Below are 22,165 nucleotides of genomic sequence, written 5' to 3' on the forward strand. Positions count from 1 at the left end.
AACTACATTTTTTTACAGATTCAAGGATTCACTTACCAATATAATACGCTTAATAACAAATAATAATTAGGTCCCCAGGGATGAAAAACGCTTTCTTACAGCATACTTTTATTAATAGCGTATTGCTTTGCGCCAGTTTTTTGAGCTTTCAAAGCCAGGCAAGCAATCGATACTATGCTGATAACACGCTAGAGCCCACCCAAGGCTTTGCGTGGGATTGGAGCGCTGGGGCTGGTTATTATGTAGAAGACTCTTACCTAATTGGCCTTGATTCCTATGACGATGGCATTGAACTCGATTTAAGCCTGGCTATTTCCTACGAAAACTTTTATCTCGACTTTGATCATAACCAATTAAGCGGCGGCTTAGTTGTGGGTTACAGCCTTATAGATAAATTTGATTGGGGCTTGGATATATTAGGCACCAATACTCAGGCTGGCTTTGATGACAAAGGTTTAGGTTTTTACAACCACGGTGTAATAGAAGAGCTTGCGGGTATAAAATCGCGTAATTACGATTTTGATGCTGGGCTAAGATTAACGCGCCGCTTTGAAAACTCGCAAATTTCGTTTGAGTTTTTACATGATATTACAGGTACACATAATGGCTGGGTGTTTAACACCTTTTTTAGCCATATTTTGCCATGGCGTAATTGGGAGTTTAGATCTGGGGTGGGTATTAGCGCTTATTCGGGCAGTTTTACTAACTATTACTTTGGTATAGATGCAGACGAAGCCACCGCTAATCGCCCTATTTACACCCCTAATGGCAGCACCAGTATTATGTTTGAGTTTCATGCTGAGTACCCTATTTCTCAAGATTGGGTGTTTTTGTCTGGCTGGTTAACAACGTGGTTTTCAAAAGAAATAGACGACAGCCCCATTATTTCTCAAGGGTATCAACATAAAGCCAAGGTAGGCCTACGTTATGTATTTTAGATGGATCTGTTTATTATTGATCTTCCCTGCTATTTCATCTGCTAAAACAACAGATAAAACGGCCCCATTAATTGCGCTGCCCGACACTTGTGTTGCACTACGTGAGGGCCGTAATTGCTACGCTGATGTAACGCTTAGCTGGCAGCAACCAACTATTGGTAATTACTGCCTAAGAGACGCAACATCAAAATATATAATGCAATGCTGGTTAAAGCAGCAACAAGGCGTATTTGAATATACCTTCGACTCCCAGCAAAGTATTTCTTTTGAATTGTTTGATAGTAATACAGCCCAAGTTATTGCCACAACAGAGGTTAAACTGCAGTGGGTTTATCAAAATAGACAAAAAAAACGCCGCTGGCGCTTGTTCTAATTAGAGGTGTGACCTTCGTGATTGATTTTACAGCAATGTGTGTTTGGTAATTAAGTAAGTCAGCGCTTATAAAGTGTGGTTGTTTACCTATATAGGCACTAATGCAGCATAAATCCCAAACCTATGCAGCCCTTAGGGTTATTTAAGGGCGAGTTTCAATCCACACACGGCAACCCACTAGCACTAAGGAAGCTTTATGGATAATTACGGCACTATTTTATTAGTTGAAGATGACACCTCTTTAGCCCAATGGGTTGCAGAGTACTTAACCGAGCAAGGCTATACCACCCATGTTTGCCACCGCGGCGATGAAGTAATAAGCCAGGTAAAAAACTTAAACCCTAACATAGTGTTGCTTGACATTATGTTGCCAGGCCAAGACGGTATAAGTGTGTGCAGAGAGCTACGTAGCTTTTACACTGCGCCCATTATTATGCTGACCGCCCGCGATGATGAAATGGATGAAGTAATTGGTTTAGAAGTAGGTGCGAGTGATTACATCATGAAGCCAGTGCGCCCTCGTGCATTACTTGCCCGTATAAAAGTAGCACTGCGCCTTACCAGCGAACCGACTAAAGTAACCACTAACGAGAGTGTGATTACTGTAGGCGCACTCAGTATTGATACTCAATCACGCAGTGTAACGCTTAATAATCAAGATATGGCTATTTCTAGTGCTGAGTACCTCCTACTGCACTATTTAGCCAGTAATGCAGGCCAAGTAGTCTCGCGTGATGCTGTGTTTAAAGCAACCAAAGGCCGTGAATACGATGGGCTTGATAGAAGTGTTGATGTACTAATATCTGCGCTGCGCAAAAAGTTTCATGATGACCCGCAAAACCCAGAAAAAATTAAAACTATTTGGGGGCGTGGTTATTTACTTGTTGCCACTGCGTGGGAATAGTAACCGTGGCGGTTTAAATGAAAAAATTTTACATTTCACTACTCGGTAGTGCGCTGCTTTCTATTGTTGTATTGGGCTGGCTAATCGATGCATTTAGCCAACAAACTCAAACACCGCATGATGAATTTAGCCTTCAAAGCCAAATGATCAACGGCTTTAGTAAACATTTGAGTAGTGTAGCGACCTCAGAGCGCGCAGCTTATGTAAAGCAATTGGCAAACGACTTTAATGTAAAGCTTGATTACAAAAATAATGAATCCCTAGCCCTGCCGCCGTCATTAATACTACAAATGCATACCCAAAGCGGTCTTATTTTAGAAGACCAGCAAGGTTTTTATATGCTCTACAGTAGCGAAGTATTGTCGCCTTATCATCTTTCCATGCGCCTAGATAAAGGCTTTGAAACAGATCAGCGCAACGATATTATTTTAACTTTGTTGTTTTATGCTGGGCTCTGCATTTTTATGGGCTTTATTATTGCCCCACTTGCTAAACGCTTAACAGTATTAAACGATGCAGCTAAAAAGTTTGCCGCAGGTGATGTACAAGCGAGAATAAAGGTCTCTCACTTTACCTACATAAGAGATGTTGAGCTTACATTTAACCGCATGGCTAGCCAAATAGAAAAGCTCCTGGCGGAAAACAAATTAATGGCATCGAGCTTATCGCACGATATTAGAACCCCTATCGCATGTTTACGCTTTGGCTTAGATGCTGCGCTCGACAGCGCAGATATGCCTAAAGTTAAGCAATACCTTGTGCGTATGGAAAACGATCTTGATCATATGGAATCAATGCTTAAAAGCTATTTAGCCTTTGCAACCCTAGAGCAAAATGCCAACCAGCTCACCTACTCGCAAACTAATTTATCGCACTATCTTGAGGATTTACTTACACAGCTTTCGCCTAAAATTGAAACCAGCCAACTTAAAATACAACTAAACAGTAGTGACGATATGGTTTTTGCTGACTTACATTGGCTTGCTCGGGCTATTAGTAATTTAATTGGCAATGCCTGCGACTTTGCAAAAGACACTATTTATGTCAGTGCAAAGCGCGATGAGCATTATTTATATATTACAGTTGAAGATGATGGCCCAGGCATCGCACCAGAGAACTTTAATAACGTTTTCAGCCCGTTTTTTAGAGAAGAAAGCCACCGTAACCGTGCTGATAAAAGCTATGGCTTAGGCTTAGCCATTGTTGCAAAAGTGGCAGATTGGCATCACGGCAGTGTAAGCGTTAGTAAAAGTGCGCGGCTTCAAGGGGCGTGTTTTACCCTTAAAATTGGCCAGCATCACGATTCGTAAAATATTATTTACACAACTGTAATTAGGGCCTGTTGGCCTTTTAGGGTTATAATTTGTTCTATCTAGGGGCTGTTTAATCGCGGCGCGAGGTTTGTAACCTAGTGGGCTACGTAAAAACCGAGTAACAAAGAGTAAATAGCCCCTAGGCAGAACCCTTAGGGCAGCGCCTGTTTGGCATTTATACGTCGTTATCGCCTATTTATGGGGAACAACCACACTACATAGGCTCTGCCTTGCCTAAACACCAAACAGACTGCTGCAAATTTAACCTCAAAAGGTAAACAGGCCCTAAAATTTATTACACAAAATCAACTCCTTATTCTAAACCTGTTGATAACATTAATTAAATGCATCGCATGATAGACACACCAGACGATAATTATTGTCACAATTGAGCAAATAAGTACTTTTTATTTATTTGCAATTCCAGTAGATTGTCAGCGCCGTCAAAAAATAGAGAAGTACAACAATATGAGCGCAGTTAGAGGTGAGTTTAGCTCTCGCTTTGGATTTATAATGGCCGCCGCAGGCTCTGCAGTAGGTTTAGGTAATATTTGGGGTTTCCCTACCCAAACAGCAAGTAATGGTGGTGCCGCTTTTTTAGTCGCTTATTTGGTACTCGCGTTCTTTTTAGCATACCCCGCACTTATGGCTGAGCTTATAATTGGCCGCCACGGACAAGCTAATGCGGTGTCTTCTTTAACAAAAATAACATCACACGCGTGGCAAAAGCGCTTTGCTTTTATCGTGGGTTTTGGCGGGATTTTATGTGCGGGCTTTATTTTAAGTTTTTATGCCATTGTGGCAGGCTGGATGCTCAGCGCAACAATCGAACCTCTCACTACATTAGCTGGTGCAAACCAAGCTTCAACGTGGTTAAGTGAGCAGTCACTTTCACGAAACATCATTTTTACAGTGATATTTATTATACTCACCGTGGCTATTATTAGTCGTGGCGTAGAAAACGGCATAGAAAAATGGTCTAAGCGCCTGATGCCTGCTCTTTTAGGTATTTTATTTGCCCTAATTGCTTACGTTATGACCCAAGAAGGTGCTATGCAAGGGCTTAAAGCCTATTTAGTGCCTGATTTTTCATCTATATTTGATGCAAATTTACTCGTAAGTGCACTCGGCCAAGCGTTTTTCTCTTTATCATTAGGCACCAGCGTGATGATTATTTATGGCTCTTACATAAGTAAAAAAGAAAACCTAGTCACGCTAGGCGCATATGTAACATTAATAGATGTGTTTATCGCGTTTGTAGCGGGCCTTTTAATTATACCTGCCATGTATGTCGCACAAGCTCAAGGCGTAGAAATTTTTTCATCTACAGGCAAACTTCTCTCTGAAGACACACTGGTGTTTCAAGTGCTACCAGCATTGTTTGATGGTATGGGCTCTGTGGGTTTATTTATAGGCTTTGCATTTTTTGCCCTAATGAGTATAGCCGCACTTACCTCCTCTATTTCAATGTTAGAGGCGCCGGTATCGTATACTGTGGAGCGCTTTGCAATGAGCCGCCTGCAGGCTACATGGCTAATTGGCGCGCTAATAAGCGCAGTGAGCATTACCATAGTATGTAACTTAGGAAGCTTATTTGGTTTAGTGATCACCCTAACAACTAAAGTTGCTCAGCCTTTACTTGGCTTAATGTGTTGTATTTTTGTTGGCTGGATTTGGTACCGTGGCTCACTACTAAAAGCAATACAGCAAGGTAACCCTGAGGTTCATAACACACTATTTTGGAAAGTATGGCCTGTATACACTAAGTTTGTGTGCCCTATAGCTATTGGTGCTGTGTTTTTACATTCGGTGTTAAGTTAAAACGTTATTTTTAACTTACCCGAGTTCAGGTTAAGTACTAAATTAAGCAAAGCCCACGCGTTAAGTGGGCTTTTTAATAGCTTAAATTTACTCGTAATAAATTAGCTTAGTGTATTTAACACCATATCTTGATGAGGGATGCCATCTTCTAGGTATTGCTCCCCTACTTCTGTAAAGCCAAAAGAGCGATAAAATGCTAATAAATAGGTTTGTGCGCCTATATAAATATGACGCTGTGGCCACTGCTTTTTACAACATGCTATGGCCGCATTTACAAGCTCAGTTGCCCGCCCTTTACCTCGCTCACTTTTGCAAACCAGTACACGGCCTATTGCACTGTACTGCTCGTTTTTTTCATAGCAGCGGGCATAAGCTAATAAACTATTATCTGCAATTGCATATAAATGCTGAGTACTAGGGTTAATGTCTACCTCATCTAGTTCAGGGTAAGGGCATGTTTGCTCTACTACAAATACGTCAACACGGCCGCGCATTATCGTAAATAAAGTACGCGTATCAAGCGCATCAAAATGCGCACATTTAAACGACATATAAAATCCTAAAATAAAAAACCCAGCCTAAGCTGGGTTTAGTTAAATTACGCATCACTTAGGCAAACAAACGCTCTAATTGGTCGCACAACTGCGATAAATTCACATGGTCGTGCTCTATGGTCAAATCAACATAACCATCGCCTCTAAATGCTCTATCCAGCTCAATTAAAACATGCGTTTTGTGTGCTTCTGGTACAAACGATAATTCAATTTCTTGAATCCCAAATAAGCTGCGGCTATTAGGCTTGTACTCTAACTCTTGATAACACCCCGATACCGACTGAAAAGTAGGCGCACGTAAATGGCCTTTTTCAACATCTGCTTTTAATAAACTAAACCCTAATTTATCCATTGCTTGCATACAGGTTTTAACAGCTTCGTTAGGGTAAATATGCAAGTGGTCTTTATCTGTAGGGTCTAGTGCTAAATCAATATCAAGGCCTGTTTCAATCCATACATGTGATTGGTTGTAGCCGGCATTAATTTCAGTAATTGGGGTTTCTGGATGAAGGCGCGCTTCAAATGGAATGCTTTTAACTTCACCTGGCTCAACAGTGCCTATGTCGGTTATGCGCCACTGATCAATTACGTGATTAGTAAAGTACTCACCTTCTTCGCCATCAACTTTAACGCGAGTCATTAAAAACAAATCAAGGCCTGCAATTTCTTGAGCCACATCGCCTGCAGTTATAACGATATTAGCGTTAAAAAGTTGCCCTGGCTGAAGATGCTCAGTTTCTAAAATTGTATCTACTTTTGCAGCGCCAATACCTACCGACGCTAAAATCTTTTTAAACATTTCTATCTCCTTAAGCTGAGCGGCTCAGTTTGTTGCTCAAGCTTAAACTCCTTCGTTAAAGCATCTTAACCATATTTAAAAGCCAATGTCAGTGAAAAAATGTTATTTACATGCTATTTACGATTAAATACGTGTTTAATGTGCATTTTTTATACGTAGCTGGGCAAGTAATTGATTAAACGCGCTCATTTTTAGGGCTATTTTTATTTTCAATGGTATAAAATTTTCGCTACACTGCAATCCCAAATGAAGTGATATTAAGAATTATGGAACTAATCTATTTTGCCGCCGCGTTTGTTTGTGGCTTTGGTGTTTATCAATTAAAACTTCCTCCCCTTATTGGCTTTTTACTTGCCGGTTTTGCATTAAATTTATCTGGCTATAAAAGCACCGAACTACTCGATACCATTGCGGCACTGGGTGTAACACTTCTTTTATTTAGTATTGGCTTAAAACTTAAAGTAAACAGCTTAATCAAGCCCCAAGTATGGGCACCCGCTACCCTACACATTATTTTTAGCAGTGCATTATTTAGTGGCTTTATGTTACTGCTAGGTATTTTTGCTGTGCCTATGTTTGTTGATTTAAGCTGGCAAAGTGCTTTATTAGTTGGGTTTGCGCTAAGCTTTTCAAGCACTGTATTTGCGGTAAAAGTACTTGAAGAGCGCGGTGAAATGGCAAGCCTACACGGAAAAATAGCCATTGGCATTTTAGTTATGCAGGATATTTTTGCGGTTATATTTTTAGCCATTAGCACTGGCAAAGTACCTAATATGTGGGCTCTTGCTTTAATTATTGCACTCCCTTTAGTGCGCCCACTTATGTATGCAGTGCTTAACCGCTCTAAACATGGTGAGCTATTGCCGTTATTTGGCTTTTTCTTTGCGTTGATAGCCGGTTATAACGCTTTTGATTTTGCAGGTTTAAAGGGCGATTTAGGCGCGCTCATTATGGGGATGATGTTTGCCCCACATAAAAAGGCGGGAGAGCTTTCAAAGTCGCTGCTTAATTTAAAAGATATTTTGCTGGTCGGTTTTTTCTTAAGCATTGGTTTAAACGCAGAGCTTACAGCTAATTCATTAATTGTAGCGTTAATCCTTATATTTGTTCTGCCAGTTAAAACCTTACTTTATTATGTGTTTACGAATACCTTTAAGCTCAGAGCGCGCACCTCGTTACTCACTGCATTTAGCCTTGCTAATTTTAGTGAGTTTGGCCTTATTGTGTGTGCTGTGGCAGCCTCTACAGGCATGATCACCTCAGAGTGGCTGGCGGTAATGGCTATTGCGGTGTCTATTACCTTTGTTATTGCATCGCCTCTTAATAAACGCTCAAACGAGTTATACGTAAAAATTGAGCGCTGGTTATTAAAATTCGAAAGCAAAACCCGCTTAGCTGAAGAGCTACCCGTTAATTTAAACGACACTAAAATCGTTATATTTGGTATGGGCCGCATAGGTACAGGTGCCTACGAAACAATAAATGCGACTCACCCTAATGTAGTGGCGGGCATTGATATTAAACCAGAGGTGGTAGAAAAACATATTAAACGCAATAGAAAGGTACTCCTTGCCGATGCCACCGACCCTGACTTTTGGCAGCGCGTTAACCACTCTCATGTTGAAATGGTCATGTTAGCTATGCCAAAGCATATGCAAAATATTTTTGCACTAGAGCAATTACAAGCCTCAGGCTATAACGGCCAAGTAACGGCTATCGCCAATTACCCAGATCAACAAAAAGAGCTTGAACAAATGGGCGTAAACTCGACCTATAACTTTTATTTAGAAGCAGGAAGTGGTTTTGCCGAGCACGTAAAGCAAGAGCTATTCGAAAAATAGTACTTTTATACTAACCAATAAAAGCAACCAAATGAAAACGCCTTATTTTTAATAAGGCTTTTTTATTAGTTTTAGTTTAAAAACTCATTTTATTTACATTCCTTTACATTACTTCTCTCTATCTGTAAAAAAAACAGATAAACTACCGGTGTTGTTTAAATAAACGCCTTCGCACCTGTGTCACATAATTAGACTCCAGCTAATTAATGCAAGGTAAGCATTTATTTATCAACACAAATTTATTCAATCAGAGGGCCTACTCCCTCGTTCAATAGGCTGTTTCTTGCCCGTCACAGCCTATTTTATTTCTGTTTACTTGCCCGCTTACCCAGCCGCTATTTAATGCGTTTATTATTAATAAGCAGTAGTATTACTATTATACGTTTTATCAATTACTGACTTATTATGGATACAGCCGAACTCAAGCTCGCCATTAATACAATTATGCCCTTTGGAAAATACGCAGGCAGACCCCTGTTGCTTTTGCCAGAGCCCTACCTAGTGTGGTTTAAACAGCAAGGGTTTCCAGAAAGTAAACTCGGGGCGCAGCTTGCAATGATGTACGAGGTTAAATTAAATGGGCTTGAGCAAATGCTGATGCCCCTACTTAAAAAAAATGAAAAATAATTGAGAACTTTTTCCACGTAGCCGGGTCTACTATTTTGCTACTTGTTGATTTTGGTTTTTAACCACAAAAAGCGCCTTAGGCGCTTTTTTTATGTCTGGCGTTTTTAGGTGAATTGCTTTTATACCAATCCGCATAATTAAGTAATCTATTTTGAGGATGGAAAAACGTGTTGATAGCTAGGCAAAAAATTTGCTATTTAGTTGTTCTCGGCAATTGCTCCTGCATTGCTCTACCTTCTGCATTCATGCAGTCGTAAATGGGAGTTTTTTAACGTAGCTAGCGACACATTTGGCCCCACAAAATGATTAAATATTATTGTGGATAGGTATTAGGTAAGGTAACTATAAACTTAGCGCCACCAAGCGATGAGTCAGTGATTGAATAGTGCCCTTTATGCCACGATACAATTTTTGCCACTATTGCTAAGCCTAAACCAAAGCCCCCTGTGCTTTTATCACGGCTTTTATCTAAACGAGTAAAAGGTTTAAATACGCTTTCTCTGTCGCTTTTTAAAATACCTTCTCCGTCATCTTCCACAATAAAGTAAATTGCATCACCCTGCGCTTTGAGTGTGACATCAACACGACTAACAGCGTATTTTAACGCATTGCCCACTAGGTTTTGCATTACACGCGCAATAAAGTGCGCATCACACTTGTACACTAAAGCCTGTGGTAACACCGCATTAAACTCTATGCCGCTTGCAAAATTTAGCTTATTAATGACCGACTGTGTTAAGGCAGCCAAATCAACGTCGCTTCTAGCTAAGCTTGGTTGCTGCGAATCAAGCCGAGCATATTCAAGCATTTCACACACAAGCGCTTCAAGTTCGCTTATATCTGCCTGCATATTAGTTAGGTAATGTTGCCCTTTTTCCGATTGCAGTGTTTCTTCTAACATGGCTATACCAAATTTTAATCGTGCAAGGGGCGTTCTAAATTCATGAGATACAGAGGAGGTAAGTTCTTGTTGCGCACTAAGAAGATGCTCTATGCGCTGCTGCATTACTTTTAGAGTATCAGTAACGGGTAAAAAAAACGATTTAGAAGGACTGCTTAAGTTAAAGTCTTGCGAGCCATCTACCGCTTCGCACGCATGGCTTAATTTAGAAAAATCACGCCATAGTAAAAAGCTCCACAGCCCCACAGGTAACCCTACAATAGCCAGTAACATTAAATACGGGATAACAGAACTTTCAGGTGCTTTTATAACGCCTACTGGACCAATTTGAAGTAGCTTGTTATCACCAAGCTCAACATACCACACTATGCGCTGCTTTTTATCATACAGGTACAGGTAATGATTTTTATCTAATGAGGCTTGCTGCTTAAGGGGTAAAATAAGATCTTTGCGGGCAATAACTTGGCTTTCAAAGCTGTGTTTTAGCTTATCTAGCCCATCATCGGTTTGCGATAATAACCAAAGTGCTTGGCCAAACTCATCATCTAACAGCACTTGCTGCTGCGTCTCTTCGTAAGGCCAAATTTGTTCTATAACACCACTAACAATAAATAAAGAAACAATGATATAAACATATAAACTTATAAATAGTTTGCCCATTATTCCTTATTTACCTTCATATATTATTTTTCCCAGGCGTCTGATACAAACAAGTAACCTTGCCCCCACACGGTTTTTATACGGTAAGGTTTATCGCTGTTATCACCTAGCTTTTTACGAATTCGTGACACGCGTACATCAACGGTACGGTCAAGCCCATCGTATTGACGACCAATCATATGTTGATGAACATGTTCACGGCTTAGTACTTCGCCTGCATTTGAGGCAAGTAGCCATAGTAGCTCAAACTCATGCGATGTAAGTACTATTTCGTTTTCGTTTAATTTAACAATTCGGCTGGTTTTATCAATGACTAAATCACCAAACTGAATCTCTTCTGCGGCCTTAACCACGGGTTGCCCGCGACGCAGTAATGCATTTACACGCGCCAGTAAAACACGCGGTTCTGCAGGTTTTACCACATAATCATCTGCGCCAAGCTCTAAGCCAATCACCTGGTCAAAGTCTTCACCTTTTGCAGTAAGCATTAAAATTGGCAACGAAAACTTATCACGTACTTGTCGACATACGCTAAAGCCATCTTTACCTGGCAACATAATATCTAAAATCATTAAATCAGCAGCGTTATTCTCAAGATAACTAAATACTTCATCACCACGGCTTAATACGTCTACTTCTAAGCCATTATGTTCAAGATAATCTTTTGTTAGTTGTTGTAAACCTAGGTCATCTTCAACAAGTAAAATTTTTGGCATGAGTTGCTCCTAAATTAAAAATAGCTCCATGGAGAGCGAAGCCTGCGCCTACTTTTTTTAGCATCAGCACTTTGCACTTCAACGTGTGTTTTAGCAATTAACACACCGGTATGAGGATTGATTAAGGAGTATATGGTCTCTACCTGAACACGCGCTTTATACTCAAACTCACCAACAGCCTGCTGTTGCCAGCATTTAATCAGTTTGTTTTGTTGGTACAGGCATGCATCGCTCGGCGATGGTTGCTGCCAATTAAACTTTAAATCGAGATCGCAAAACGCTTGCTGCTCAGACACAACACACACTTTGGGAGAGACCTTTAAAGACGCATTTTGCGCTACAACGGGAGGGCTAAACAGAAAAACTGTAAGCACAATCAACATTAAATACTTCATATTAAAAAGTATGATCGAATCCTATAAAAGCAGTCATTGAATAGTTACGTTCAAAAAGCGGACTGCCATCCATAGCTGAATAGTCGTAATATGCTACATGAAAACGAAGACTGTTAGCCTCACTCAATGGCCAACTGGCGTCGATTTTAGCATAAGGTTGCCAGCTACTACCAACGTCAATTTTACCTAATGAGGTTTCGTGTGCTTTTAAACCATAATAGTAGCTGTTTAATTCAGCTGATTTATAGTTAACCCCAAGTGTTGGTTTTAACTTTAAACGCCCTACTTCACTGTGGTACTGCCATTGTATAGCGCCCCGAGTACCGTTATAAACATTACTTATATCGTGTAATAACTGTATCGATAGCACATGGTTTTTCTGCACATAATGATAGCTTCCCCCGGCATCTAGGGCTAAATGGCGATTATCAATATTATCGATATTTATTTTTTTAGGCTGGGGATTATTTTGCGCTAATGCAGAAGCACCTGCGGTTGCTGGTAAAACAAAGAGGTTATTAGGATGCCAATCAATAAAAAAGCGTGACTCTGCGTTAAGTTCTGAAACGATATTAAAATGATGCTTTTGATTTTCTACAAGTGTGAAGCCAAGGCGACCATTATCGAAAAACCAACGCTCGCCATAAAAAGCAATTCGCGGGATCACAGGGAGCGGGACGTTTTTTCCGCCATGCAGAGGGTTGGTAATAACACCCGCGCCGACACTTAGATTTACATGCCACTTCTTAACAGTAATATGTTGCTGTGCATACTCTTGTTCGTTGTAGGCCTGCGAAGCTGTGCTAGGCACGCAAACAAGACACACCACAAAGCAAAAAATGTAAATAAAAGTATTGAGCCGCATTAACCTAATCTAAATGAGTAAAATAAGTAAGTAACCCATACTAGCAAGGTAAGCACAAATGTGCGCCACCTGGTTACAATCATTCACAATTTTTATACATGCGTATCACATTTAAATATCAGAGGCTATTTCAATACGGTTGCGACCATGTGTTTTAGCTATATATAAAGCACGGTCGGCGCGCTCAATAAGTACCGAACCTTTCGTGAATGGACGTAAAATAGCGAGCCCAAAACTTGCAGAAATTGCACGTTTAGAATTTACATCGTCTTTTTTACGGATAGTTAATGAGGCAATATCTAAACGAATTTTATCAGCAAACACCATAATCTCGTTGATGCTGTCAAAATACCCGGTAATACAAAACTCATCACCACCATAGCGGTAAACATTCAGGCTATCGGAAATATTTTGCGAAACTTTTTTGGCTACTAATTTAAGTACTTCATCGCCTTTTTGATGACCAAAATCGTCGTTAAAACGTTTAAAGTGATCAATATCAAACATGATTAGTACCGCCAATACGCTCTCGTCAGCTTGCTCTGAATAGGTTTGACAAAACTGCTGAATATCATCATCAAACTTTCTTCTATTAAAAAAGCCTGTCAGGGGGTCTGTATCGGCTGCTTCTTGAGAAAGGTTAAGTGCTTCTTTTAAATCTTTAATTTCGTTATAGGCTACCGCAAGCTTAGTTTGAAATTCTCGCGCATAGTCTTGCATAGCCACCGACTCGTCAGTTAAGCGTTCAACACAACCGAGTATTTCGTTAAACGAATTTACATTAGCTAAACTTGCTAACTCATTTTGAGAATCTACCAACGACGTGGTAAAGCTTTTAGAATGATCGAGGGTAACGCTTATATCATGCTGTACTTGCTCCATAGTGCCATGGAAGCGATCTGCCATTTCTTGAAAAAACACTAAGTCATCTTCGCTCAAATGCTTATCAAAAATTTCTTTTGCTTTATTTTGAGTACATGTTTGTTGCTCAGCAATGACGTGATCAAGCTCAGCATTTAATGCTGGTTTACTGCCTTGCACATAGCAATACCAAATAGCGTAATTGATAGGCGTTACCGGCATTCGGTATTTTACCATCAGAGGAATTGCTTTTTTTAAACATTGAGCAGAATGAGCGAGCGATACAGCATGATCCATAATTATTATAAACTCTCGTGCGTCATTATTTTTTATTATTAAGCTTTCATGTTAAGTAATAGTAAACTCATACGCAACTGTTAATCATACTATTTACTGAATTATATTAATCGTTAAAAGCTTAAATAACATTTGCGCCTAAAGTTTGTGCAATATTCCATAATGCACTGATTGCAGGGTCGTTAAGCTCTTTTTTTAGCACCGCCAAACCAATATCAAACCCTTCTGGCTGGTAATTTTCACTGGGCAGTACGTGTACCTTGTCTTGTAGCGGACTATTATCTAGCACTATTTTGGGAACCATGGCGACACCTAATCCTAGGCTCACCATAGACACCATAGCTTCGTGCCCAGCCACTTGTGCATAAATTTTTCCATGCACGTTATTTTTTCGCCACCACTGCTCTAACCGCTGCCTAGAAAAACCTTGCTCAGGTACAATAAACTCCAGTTCTGACCAATCGATATGTGGGGCATTTTTCGCTATTTTTTCGCTGATCGGGCATTGAATTTTAGGGCCAATAAGAACCAGTGGAGAGTGGCCTATATTAACAAAAGCAATTTGGGCAGGCAGTTTACTTGGCCGTGCAGCAATAGCCATTGATTCATGGGCATCCAGTACTCGGTTTATTGCCAACGCCGGATCGCCGGTATTGAGCGTTATTTCTATATGCTGATGCTGCGCGCGGAGTTGTTCTAATATTTGATGCAAAAAACTATACGAGGCGGTGACTGAGCAATAAATACTCACATTACCGTAAATATGCTGGGTTGGGTCTTTCACATTCGCTTTAAAGCGCTGCCAATTAGCCAGTGTAGAGGTGGCGTAATCAATAAACGACTCCCCTTCTTTAGTTAATTTTACACTTCGGTTATCGCGTATAAATAAAGCAACGCCCACCTCATCTTCAAGCTGCTTAATATTGCGACTTAATGTAGGTGCACTTATATGGCACAGCTCGCTCGCACGGGCAAAATGGAGCGTTTTAGCTAACGCTAAAAAGTAATTTAAATGCTTATGATCCATTACACGCCTATACGTTTCATTTTTTGAAATACTTTAGTGCAAATATATCATTTTACGCAAGCAAAGTTTTTTTTTATGGTGTGTTTAAGCAAAGCAAATACGCTTTGCATCTAACAAACACGAATTATAGGACACTAACATGGCGAATTATTTTAATACCTTACCTTTACGCGAGCAGTTAGCTCAATTAGCGCAATGTGAATTTATGGACCCAAGTGAATTTACCGATGGTGTTGATGCACTTAAAGGTAAAAAGCTGGTTATTGTTGGCTGTGGCGCACAAGGTCTTAACCAAGGTTTAAACTTACGTGACTCAGGCCTAGATGTATCGTACACGTTACGTCAATCAGCAATTGATGAGCGTCGTCAATCATACCTAAATGCATCTGAAAACGGTTTTACTGTAGGCACGTACGAAGAGCTAATTCCGAGCGCTGACGTAGTATTAAACCTAACACCTGATAAGCAACATACGGCCGTTGTAACTGCCATTATGCCTTTAATGAAACAAGGCTCTACACTTGCTTACTCGCACGGTTTTAATATTGTTGAAGAAGGCATGCAAATTCGTGAAGACATTACGGTAATCATGGTTGCTCCTAAGTGTCCTGGCTCTGAAGTGCGCGAAGAATACAAACGCGGCTTTGGTGTACCTACTCTTATTGCTGTTCACCCAGAAAATGACCCACAAGGTCACGGCTTAGCACAAGCTAAAGCCTACGCTGCGGGTACCGGTGGTCATCGTGCCGGTGTACTTAAGTCATCGTTTATCGCTGAAGTTAAATCAGACTTAATGGGCGAGCAAACAATTCTTTGTGGCATGTTACAAACCGGTTCAATTTTATGTTTTGATAAAATGATTGAAAAAGGCATTGATGCGGGTTACGCATCAAAACTAATTCAATACGGCTGGGAAGTAATTACCGAAGCCCTTAAATACGGCGGCGTTACTAACATGCTTGACCGTTTATCAAACCCTGCAAAAGTAAAAGCGTTTGAACTAAGCGAAGAACTTAAAGTTATTATGCGCCCGCTTTATAACAAGCACCAAGATGACATTATCGACGGTACTTTCTCACGCGTAATGATGGAAGATTGGGCAAACGACGATGCAAACTTACTAAAATGGCGTGCAGAAACTGCCGAAACTAACTTTGAAAAAACCCCTGCTGGTGATGTAGAAATCTCTGAGCAAGAGTTTTTCGATAACGGTATTTTAATGGTTGCTATGGTTAAAGCGGGCGTTGAGCTTGCATTTGAAACCATGACTGCAGCAGGCATTATTGACGAGTCGGCTTATTATGAGTCTTTACACGAAACACCGTTAATTGCCAACACAATAGCACGTAAAAAGTTATTCGAAATGAACCGTACTATTTCTGACACTGCAGAATACGGCTGTTACTTATACAACCATGCGTGTTTACCATTATTGGCCGATTTTATGAAAAACATCGACACCGATGTTATTGGTAAAGGCTTAAATGAGCAAAGTAACCAAGTAGATAACCAAACACTGATTCAAATTAACACTGCACTACGTGAGCACCCTGTTGAAATTGTTGGCGCTAGACTACGCGGCTACATGTCAGCAATGAAGAAAATTGTATAACTAGTTTCGCTTGTTAGAAACCAAGCCCACATGCATATGCTGTGGGCTTTTTCGTGCTAGTAATAATAAAAAGCGAGTATACCCTTTTAGATATATTGCAATAATTAGCGCTTAATTAATAATGTGCTAACATGGCTATCTACCTAGTTGTAAAGTTAAATAATATGACGATAAAAAACCTAACTATCACTCAAAAAATCACCATTTTAGGCAGTACCATTGCAATCTGTGTCGCTGCATTAATTGGTTTAACGTCTTTATATAGCTCTGAAGATATTATAGAACGACGTATGATTGAATCTGAGCTACCCAGCAAATTACATAGTATTAGCAATCAAATTGGTGGCGAAATAAACGAACTACTAGGTGCTGCACAGCAACTATCATCAAATGAATTTATCTTAGAGTGGGCGCGCTCAAATAACCAAGACGACACACTACTGCTTAAAGAATTAAACCGCGTAGCAAAGCAGTTTGATTTAGCAACGGCGTCGTGGGCTAACCGTGATACAGCACAATATTGGAACCAACACGGATTTTTACGCGTGCTTAAAAACGACGCGGCTGATGGGTGGTTTTTTGGCTTTACCAACTCAAATAATCCGTACTCAATCAGTATTTATCAAGAATCCCCGACTGATGTAAAAATGTTTGTAAATCATCAACAAACAAATGGGCTTGGATTAGCGGGGCTTGCAAAAAGCATCACCGACATGCAAAAGCTATTACAACAATTTAAAATTGAGCAAACAGGCTTTGTGTTTATTGCAGATAAAAGCGGCTTAATTCAGTTACATAAAGATGCAAATAAAGTGGCTAAAGTAAACATAGACACACTTTATGGCAGTAATGTTCATAGTACTTTATATAACCCCTCTGGTTTTGCAATTACAGAATTATCACTTAATAACGAAGCCACATTTTTAGCAGCCATGCCAATAGCCAATACCGACTTATACGTATTAGCCCAAGTACCTAAAAGTGAGGTGTTTGCGACTGTAGGTACATTGGAGTGGCAAATATTTACCTTTACGCTAGTGATAGCCCTCGTTGCTAGCATGCTAAGTTACTTGTTAGCACGTTCTTTAGCGTCACCGCTTTCGGATATGGCCGAGCTGTTCTCACGTTTAGGATCAGGCGATGCTAATTTAGCGTACCGTTTGCCAGAGTCTAATCAGCCAGAGCTAAACAATTTAAGCCATGGCTTTAACCAATTTATTCATAAAATTGAAACTGCCATAAAGCAAGTCGCCAACGAAAGTACAGAAATACGCCAAAGTTCTAATCATGTATTTGAACAAGCAAAAAACAACTCGCAGTCTATTGATAATCAAAAAGAGCAAACCATTTCGGTAGCTGCAGCCATTAACGAAATGGGCGCAACTGTACAAGAAATAGCACAAAGTGCGGCTAATGCAGCCAAGTTAACGCAAAGCAGTCAAGAAAACACCAGCCAAAGCCATCAGCAAGTACTGCAAAGCCAAGCTACAATTTCAGCGCTTGCCACTGACATTGACGGCATTACCGAACAAGTAACACTGCTTTCTAAAAAAACAATTGATATAGCGAGTATTGTTGACTCTATTCGCGGCATTTCAGAGCAAACTAATTTACTGGCCTTAAACGCAGCCATCGAATCGGCACGGGCTGGTGAGCATGGTAGAGGCTTTGCAGTGGTGGCCGATGAAGTACGCGCGCTTGCTAATCGTACCTCGCAATCAACCACCGAAATTCAGTCAATGATTGAAGAGCTAACCACTATTTCTGAAGATGTAGTAAACGATATTAGTCAATCTAAGCAAAAAGCCCAACAAAGCGTAGGCGCAATGCAAAGCTCTGTTGAATTGCTTGATGCGATAAGCGAAACAGCAAATCAAATAAACGACATGGCTACTTTAATTGCCACCGCAACTGAGCAGCAAAGTAACGTGGTTGCTGATGTAGGACGTAATATTGAGCAAATAAGTGAAATTAGTGACCGTGCTATGAATGAGCAAATAAACACCGAGCAAGCAATTCGCGATTTAGCAAATAGCGCTCAAGCCCTTGATGCACTCGTAGCCACCTTTGAAAAACACCACTAAACACGTTTTGTAACACTTTAATAAACCACCTGCGCATATTGCATCTACACTTATAGATGTAATATGTTGGAGGTGGTTTATGAACATATCTTGTTTTAACGCATTATTACTAAGTAGTTGCTTATATTTAAGCGCATGTAACACCACGGTGCGTGAACCGCCGCCGCTTGCCCTAGCAAACCATCCAACATTTAACCGTATTAACGTCGAAACCGAGCAAGACATATTTAAGCTCGACAAAACAATCACTTCCCAACTTGATGCCCACTTAACCAGTAAGCGAAGCGCGCATTACTTAGCGAACAGTATTTTAAGTTTTTTATTAAAAAACGGCGATAACTCATTAACCTATCAAAGTGGCGCCACATTGAGTGCATCGCAAACCTACGCTAATTTAAATGCTAATTGCCTGTCGTTATCGATATTAGCGTATAGCTTAGCCGATTATTTAGGTATAAAAGCGCGCTTTCAAAAGGTTCATATTCCTGAATATTGGGCAATGAATAAAGGGGTTAATTTACTGACAGGGCATATTAATTTATCAATTGACAATGCGCTTATGCAAACAATACCAGCCACAATGGTTTATCAACGTGATAAACAGTTAACCATAGACTTCGACCCGAATATAAGAAAACAACGCTTTAAAACCAGCCCAATAAGCAAAGAGTTTGTTACGGCTATGTTTTATAACAATAAAGGCGCTCAAGCTTTAGTAAATAAAAATTATAATTTAGCTTATAGCTATTTTAGTGCCGCCGTTGAAGCCGCCCCATTATACAGTGGTGGCTGGGGGAATTTAGGTATTGTATTTAGGCAGCTTAATTATTTAAAAGAAGCTGAACAGGCATATAACTATGCTTTATTGCTTGATAAAAATAACCATACTGCCATAGGTAATCTCGCTGTGCTGTACACCTTAAGTAACCGCGCTAAACAAGGTCAGCAAATGCTAAAACAGCTCAATAAAAAGCGCCAAGCTAACCCGTATTACCATATATCATTGGGTAATAGTGAACTGGTACTTAAAAGTTACTCTCAAGCGATTAAGCATTTTAAAAGCGCTTATAAAATTGACGCTAAGTTACACGAAAGCCACTTTGGCCTTGCGCGAGCATATTATTTTACCGGCAATATAAAGCAGGCAACACATTATATGCGTTTAGCGGGTATAAACGCCGAGTTTAGCTATGACAAAGCCCGCTATCGTAATAAATTAAAAGCATTAAAAAATGCCACAGCTTCACTTAGTCATTAGCTGTTGTACGTAGTGCTCTTTTTGGGCCCTACTTAATTTTTTAATTTGCCACTCTAACTTGCTGGCTTCGCTTTTTGAGCCCACCTTTTGTTGATGAATTAAAACTAAAGGGCCTTTGCCTTTTAAGTTTTTTGCGCCTTTACCCGCTTGATGCGTGGCTAAGCGCTTATCAACATTGGTTGTTATACCTGTATACCAGTGGCCTAAACGCGTTTGCACTATATACAAATACCACGTTGAGGGTACTTTGTGTGCTTTGCTTATATTTATACTTAAACTTTTTTGTGTGTTTGTGGTCAAAACGTTGCCCTAACCCTCGTAACTAAAAACAATTTCTTAAAAGGGTTTTACCTTCAGTGACTAATCGGTATCATGCAGATTATAAAAAATAAGGATCACAACTAACAATGCAGTCGTTAAAAACTTTTTCTCTTTGGCTTATCGTTGCTCTCACATTCAGCTCTTTAGCAGGTTGTTCTAGCTGGGTATATAGAATCAATATCCCACAGGGTAACTTTTTAGAGCAATCAGATGTAGATAAGCTTCGTGTAAACATGACACGAGAGCAAGTTATTTATGTATTAGGTCGTCCAATAGCAGAAGATGCGTTTGATAATAGTACCTGGCGTTATGTGTACAGCTTTAACAAAGGTCGCGATAATGAGCAGCATAAAGAGTTGCTGGTTAAATTTGAAAATGATCAACTAGTTGCTGTTTCGGGTGATTATGATCAACCAGAAAACTTTGATACTCCGCTAGAGCAGTAAACGCTTTAGTTATTAAAAAAAGGTGAGCATAGCTCACCTTTTTTTTAATAACTACATTAATGACCTTTATAAAGGACGCCCACCGGTAACTTTATTTGCTCGGCCTTCCTCTTTTGCTTTTTCAGCACGCTTTCTTCGAGCATCTTTAGGGTCTGCAATTAGTGGACGATAAATTTCTATTCTGTCGCCATCTTTTAATTCATAATGCGCTTTTACTGTTCTATTCCATACACCTAAAGTAAGCGCAGTTGGGTCTATTTCAGGGCACTTTTCAATGATCCCCGATTGAATAACAGCTTGTTCGGCTGTGGTTCCTTGCGCTACTTCCACTGTTAATGTGGTTGCTTTAGTCGGTAATGCAAAAACTATCTCAACGCTAATCATTATCTTGCTCCGTATACATCTTTTGCACGTTGCGTGAATGCGCTAACCATATTTTTAGCTACATCATTAAATATTTTACCAAACGCCAACTCTATAAGCTTGCTAGAGAATTCAAATTCAAGCTTAAGCTCAACTTTACAGGCTTTTTTATCTAACGCTTGAAAATGCCAACGCCCTTTAAGAGTTTTAAATGGGCCATCAACCAGCCTTAATTGCACGGTTTGCTCGTCAATAAAGGTGTTTTCAGTGGTAAACCACTTTTTTATACCCGCCTTGGATATTTCTAAACTCGCGGTCATGTTATTATTGTGCTGCGAAACTATTTTAGAGTCTGAGCAATTAGGTAAAAACTGCGGATAAGCTTCTACATCATTAACTAGGTCGAACATCTCTTTAGTGCTGTACATAACCAGCGCACTTTTTTCTATTTGTGGCATACTCACTCCCAACTGTGTGGGCGAATTTTAGCAAGCTTTGCGCGTTTCCCCAAATTTTCATGGTCTTAAGTTCACCAGATTATTTTAAAGGCACATATAAAAAATCGATGTAAAACATCTCTTAATACGTATATTATAGGGCACTATGGCTAAGAACAAATCATCAAAATCGAACAGTAATACCATCGCGCTTAACAAAAAAGCGCGTCATGAGTATTTTTTACACGACAAGTTTGAAGCAGGTGTTGAACTACAGGGCTGGGAAGTAAAAAGTATCCGAGCTGGTAAGGTAAACATCTCAGAAACTTATATTCATCTTAAAAATGGCGAAGCTTTTTTATTAGGCAGTCAAATTCAGCCTTTAAATAGCGCCTCGACTCATGTTATTTGCGATCCAATGCGATACCGTAAACTGTTATTAAGCCGCAAAGAGCTTGATAGATTAGTCGGTGCCACTGAACGAGATGGCTACTCACTTGTTGCCACTGCCATGTATTGGAAAAAATGTTGGGTGAAACTTGAATTTCACTTAGCAAAAGGTAAAAAAATGCATGACAAACGTGAAGACGGCAAAAATAAAGATTGGTCGCGTGAGAAAGAACGCCTCATGAAACATAAAGTATAAACACAACGCCTAATTTATTTAGGCGTTTTTTTTAATTTCTCACCGGTTAAATTTAAAACAACCTGATCAAATTACCCTCAGCTTTATTCAATTCATCCCTGTGCGT

The 22,165-nt window shown here is 39.9% G+C and carries 23 protein-coding genes; 12 read left to right on the plus strand and 11 right to left on the minus strand.

All coding sequences use genetic code 11. From position 1 onward, the window contains the following. Nucleotides 1-80: 80 nt before the first annotated feature. The 5 genes from MTF68_RS11330 (at nt 81) to MTF68_RS11350 (ending at nt 5,349) form a co-directional block, all read left to right on the plus strand. Nucleotides 81-938 carry a MipA/OmpV family protein gene (locus MTF68_RS11330; RefSeq protein ID WP_004587349.1) on the plus strand — a complete coding sequence of 286 codons (858 nt, stop codon included), beginning with the start codon at nt 81-83 and terminating at the stop codon, nt 936-938. After that, nucleotides 928-1,311 carry a DUF3019 domain-containing protein gene (locus MTF68_RS11335; RefSeq protein WP_004587350.1) on the plus strand — a complete coding sequence of 128 codons (384 nt, stop codon included), beginning with the start codon at nt 928-930 and terminating at the stop codon, nt 1,309-1,311. The genes MTF68_RS11330 and MTF68_RS11335 overlap by 11 nt, the downstream gene beginning before the upstream one ends. Nucleotides 1,312-1,507: 196 nt before the next feature. Continuing rightward, entirely contained in the window at nt 1,508-2,215 is a 708-nt protein-coding gene (locus tag MTF68_RS11340) for a response regulator transcription factor (protein ID WP_248462538.1), read from the plus strand. A gap of 17 nt (nt 2,216-2,232) precedes the next feature. Next, nucleotides 2,233-3,525 carry a HAMP domain-containing sensor histidine kinase gene (locus MTF68_RS11345; protein ID WP_248462540.1) on the plus strand — a complete coding sequence of 431 codons (1,293 nt, stop codon included), beginning with the start codon at nt 2,233-2,235 and terminating at the stop codon, nt 3,523-3,525. Between the two features lie 471 nt (nt 3,526-3,996). Beyond that, entirely contained in the window at nt 3,997-5,349 is a 1,353-nt protein-coding gene (locus MTF68_RS11350; protein ID WP_248462542.1) for a sodium-dependent transporter, read from the plus strand. Between the two features lie 101 nt (nt 5,350-5,450). On the opposite strand, the gene MTF68_RS11355 is transcribed toward MTF68_RS11350, so the two are convergent. Together MTF68_RS11355 and MTF68_RS11360 are read right to left on the minus strand one after the other, a co-directional pair. Beyond that, a complete protein-coding gene (locus MTF68_RS11355; RefSeq protein ID WP_004587354.1) occupies nt 5,451-5,900 on the minus strand; it encodes a GNAT family N-acetyltransferase in 450 nt (149 codons plus the stop codon). Between the two features lie 58 nt (nt 5,901-5,958). After that, a complete protein-coding gene (locus tag MTF68_RS11360) occupies nt 5,959-6,702 on the minus strand; it encodes a sporulation protein (RefSeq protein ID WP_004587355.1) in 744 nt (247 codons plus the stop codon). 266 nt (nt 6,703-6,968) lie between these two features. Between MTF68_RS11360 and MTF68_RS11365 the strand changes: the two genes are divergently transcribed. After that, nucleotides 6,969-8,543, plus strand: a complete 1,575-nt coding sequence (locus tag MTF68_RS11365) for a cation:proton antiporter family protein (RefSeq protein WP_096042058.1) — start codon at nt 6,969-6,971, stop codon at nt 8,541-8,543. 405 nt (nt 8,544-8,948) lie between these two features. Then, nucleotides 8,949-9,170: a DUF3820 family protein gene (locus MTF68_RS11370; protein WP_004587357.1), complete on the plus strand. Its 222-nt coding sequence runs from the start codon at nt 8,949-8,951 to the stop codon at nt 9,168-9,170. A 313-nt stretch (nt 9,171-9,483) separates the two neighbouring features. Here MTF68_RS11370 and MTF68_RS11375 read toward each other — a convergent pair whose 3' ends face one another. The 6 genes from MTF68_RS11375 to ilvY all read right to left on the minus strand — a co-directional run bounded on the left by MTF68_RS11375 (nt 9,484) and on the right by ilvY (nt 14,892). Continuing rightward, a complete protein-coding gene (locus MTF68_RS11375) occupies nt 9,484-10,731 on the minus strand; it encodes an ATP-binding protein (RefSeq protein WP_064386818.1) in 1,248 nt (415 codons plus the stop codon). Nucleotides 10,732-10,754: 23 nt separating this feature from the next. Further along, on the minus strand, nt 10,755-11,447 hold the full coding sequence (locus MTF68_RS11380; RefSeq protein WP_024031826.1) for a response regulator transcription factor: 693 nt from the start codon (nt 11,445-11,447) through the stop codon (nt 10,755-10,757). Nucleotides 11,448-11,461: 14 nt separating this feature from the next. Further along, nucleotides 11,462-11,842 carry a DUF3019 domain-containing protein gene (locus MTF68_RS11385; RefSeq protein WP_024031825.1) on the minus strand — a complete coding sequence of 127 codons (381 nt, stop codon included), beginning with the start codon at nt 11,840-11,842 and terminating at the stop codon, nt 11,462-11,464. 1 nt (nt 11,843) lies between these two features. After that, entirely contained in the window at nt 11,844-12,653 is an 810-nt protein-coding gene (locus MTF68_RS11390) for a MipA/OmpV family protein (RefSeq protein WP_248462544.1), read from the minus strand. Between the two features lie 165 nt (nt 12,654-12,818). Next, complete coding sequence (locus tag MTF68_RS11395) at nt 12,819-13,865, minus strand: GGDEF domain-containing protein (protein ID WP_248462546.1); 1,047 nt, start codon at nt 13,863-13,865, stop codon at nt 12,819-12,821. 121 nt (nt 13,866-13,986) lie between these two features. Next, complete coding sequence (gene ilvY / locus MTF68_RS11400) at nt 13,987-14,892, minus strand: HTH-type transcriptional activator IlvY (RefSeq protein ID WP_121637162.1); 906 nt, start codon at nt 14,890-14,892, stop codon at nt 13,987-13,989. A gap of 139 nt (nt 14,893-15,031) precedes the next feature. On the opposite strand from ilvY, the gene ilvC reads away from it, so the two are divergent. The 3 genes from ilvC (at nt 15,032) to MTF68_RS11415 (ending at nt 19,846) form a co-directional block, all read left to right on the plus strand. After that, nucleotides 15,032-16,504 carry a ketol-acid reductoisomerase gene (ilvC, locus tag MTF68_RS11405; RefSeq protein ID WP_029773436.1) on the plus strand — a complete coding sequence of 491 codons (1,473 nt, stop codon included), beginning with the start codon at nt 15,032-15,034 and terminating at the stop codon, nt 16,502-16,504. Nucleotides 16,505-16,668: 164 nt separating this feature from the next. Continuing rightward, nucleotides 16,669-18,588, plus strand: a complete 1,920-nt coding sequence (locus MTF68_RS11410; RefSeq protein WP_024031820.1) for a methyl-accepting chemotaxis protein — start codon at nt 16,669-16,671, stop codon at nt 18,586-18,588. 79 nt (nt 18,589-18,667) lie between these two features. Beyond that, on the plus strand, nt 18,668-19,846 hold the full coding sequence (locus MTF68_RS11415; RefSeq protein WP_248462547.1) for a tetratricopeptide repeat protein: 1,179 nt from the start codon (nt 18,668-18,670) through the stop codon (nt 19,844-19,846). On the opposite strand, the gene MTF68_RS11420 is transcribed toward MTF68_RS11415, so the two are convergent. Beyond that, nucleotides 19,832-20,146 carry a GIY-YIG nuclease family protein gene (locus MTF68_RS11420; protein ID WP_004587367.1) on the minus strand — a complete coding sequence of 105 codons (315 nt, stop codon included), beginning with the start codon at nt 20,144-20,146 and terminating at the stop codon, nt 19,832-19,834. The genes MTF68_RS11415 and MTF68_RS11420 overlap by 15 nt on opposite strands. A 107-nt stretch (nt 20,147-20,253) precedes the next feature. Between MTF68_RS11420 and bamE the strand changes: the two genes are divergently transcribed. Then, nucleotides 20,254-20,613: an outer membrane protein assembly factor BamE gene (bamE, locus tag MTF68_RS11425; protein ID WP_004587368.1), complete on the plus strand. Its 360-nt coding sequence runs from the start codon at nt 20,254-20,256 to the stop codon at nt 20,611-20,613. A gap of 66 nt (nt 20,614-20,679) precedes the next feature. On the opposite strand, the gene MTF68_RS11430 is transcribed toward bamE, so the two are convergent. Both MTF68_RS11430 and MTF68_RS11435 read right to left on the minus strand, forming a co-directional pair. Beyond that, nucleotides 20,680-20,997: an RnfH family protein gene (locus MTF68_RS11430; RefSeq protein WP_029773434.1), complete on the minus strand. Its 318-nt coding sequence runs from the start codon at nt 20,995-20,997 to the stop codon at nt 20,680-20,682. Then, nucleotides 20,997-21,434, minus strand: a complete 438-nt coding sequence (locus tag MTF68_RS11435; protein WP_055253005.1) for a type II toxin-antitoxin system RatA family toxin — start codon at nt 21,432-21,434, stop codon at nt 20,997-20,999. Before MTF68_RS11435 ends, MTF68_RS11430 begins: the two co-directional genes overlap by 1 nt. 145 nt (nt 21,435-21,579) lie before the next feature. Between MTF68_RS11435 and smpB the strand changes: the two genes are divergently transcribed. Next, complete coding sequence (gene smpB / locus MTF68_RS11440) at nt 21,580-22,059, plus strand: SsrA-binding protein SmpB (protein ID WP_004587371.1); 480 nt, start codon at nt 21,580-21,582, stop codon at nt 22,057-22,059. Nucleotides 22,060-22,165 lie beyond the last annotated feature (106 nt).

The sequence above is a fragment of the Pseudoalteromonas sp. 2CM37A genome, from assembly GCF_023161885.1.
GTDB lineage: Bacteria > Pseudomonadota > Gammaproteobacteria > Enterobacterales > Alteromonadaceae > Pseudoalteromonas > Pseudoalteromonas atlantica.

Coding starts and splice junctions, on each gene's coding strand:
- MTF68_RS11330 (WP_004587349.1), top strand. CDS start 81: ATGAAAAACGCTTTCTTACAGCATACTTTTATTAATAGCGTATTGCTT.
- MTF68_RS11335 (WP_004587350.1), top strand. CDS start 928: ATGTATTTTAGATGGATCTGTTTATTATTGATCTTCCCTGCTATTTCA.
- MTF68_RS11340 (WP_248462538.1), top strand. CDS start 1,508: ATGGATAATTACGGCACTATTTTATTAGTTGAAGATGACACCTCTTTA.
- MTF68_RS11345 (WP_248462540.1), top strand. CDS start 2,233: ATGAAAAAATTTTACATTTCACTACTCGGTAGTGCGCTGCTTTCTATT.
- MTF68_RS11350 (WP_248462542.1), top strand. CDS start 3,997: ATGAGCGCAGTTAGAGGTGAGTTTAGCTCTCGCTTTGGATTTATAATG.
- MTF68_RS11355 (WP_004587354.1), bottom strand. CDS start 5,900: ATGTCGTTTAAATGTGCGCATTTTGATGCGCTTGATACGCGTACTTTA.
- MTF68_RS11360 (WP_004587355.1), bottom strand. CDS start 6,702: ATGTTTAAAAAGATTTTAGCGTCGGTAGGTATTGGCGCTGCAAAAGTA.
- MTF68_RS11365 (WP_096042058.1), top strand. CDS start 6,969: ATGGAACTAATCTATTTTGCCGCCGCGTTTGTTTGTGGCTTTGGTGTT.
- MTF68_RS11370 (WP_004587357.1), top strand. CDS start 8,949: ATGGATACAGCCGAACTCAAGCTCGCCATTAATACAATTATGCCCTTT.
- MTF68_RS11375 (WP_064386818.1), bottom strand. CDS start 10,731: ATGGGCAAACTATTTATAAGTTTATATGTTTATATCATTGTTTCTTTA.
- MTF68_RS11380 (WP_024031826.1), bottom strand. CDS start 11,447: ATGCCAAAAATTTTACTTGTTGAAGATGACCTAGGTTTACAACAACTA.
- MTF68_RS11385 (WP_024031825.1), bottom strand. CDS start 11,842: ATGAAGTATTTAATGTTGATTGTGCTTACAGTTTTTCTGTTTAGCCCT.
- MTF68_RS11395 (WP_248462546.1), bottom strand. CDS start 13,865: ATGGATCATGCTGTATCGCTCGCTCATTCTGCTCAATGTTTAAAAAAA.
- ilvY (WP_121637162.1), bottom strand. CDS start 14,892: ATGGATCATAAGCATTTAAATTACTTTTTAGCGTTAGCTAAAACGCTC.
- ilvC (WP_029773436.1), top strand. CDS start 15,032: ATGGCGAATTATTTTAATACCTTACCTTTACGCGAGCAGTTAGCTCAA.
- MTF68_RS11410 (WP_024031820.1), top strand. CDS start 16,669: ATGACGATAAAAAACCTAACTATCACTCAAAAAATCACCATTTTAGGC.
- MTF68_RS11415 (WP_248462547.1), top strand. CDS start 18,668: ATGAACATATCTTGTTTTAACGCATTATTACTAAGTAGTTGCTTATAT.
- bamE (WP_004587368.1), top strand. CDS start 20,254: ATGCAGTCGTTAAAAACTTTTTCTCTTTGGCTTATCGTTGCTCTCACA.
- MTF68_RS11430 (WP_029773434.1), bottom strand. CDS start 20,997: ATGATTAGCGTTGAGATAGTTTTTGCATTACCGACTAAAGCAACCACA.
- MTF68_RS11435 (WP_055253005.1), bottom strand. CDS start 21,434: ATGCCACAAATAGAAAAAAGTGCGCTGGTTATGTACAGCACTAAAGAG.
- smpB (WP_004587371.1), top strand. CDS start 21,580: ATGGCTAAGAACAAATCATCAAAATCGAACAGTAATACCATCGCGCTT.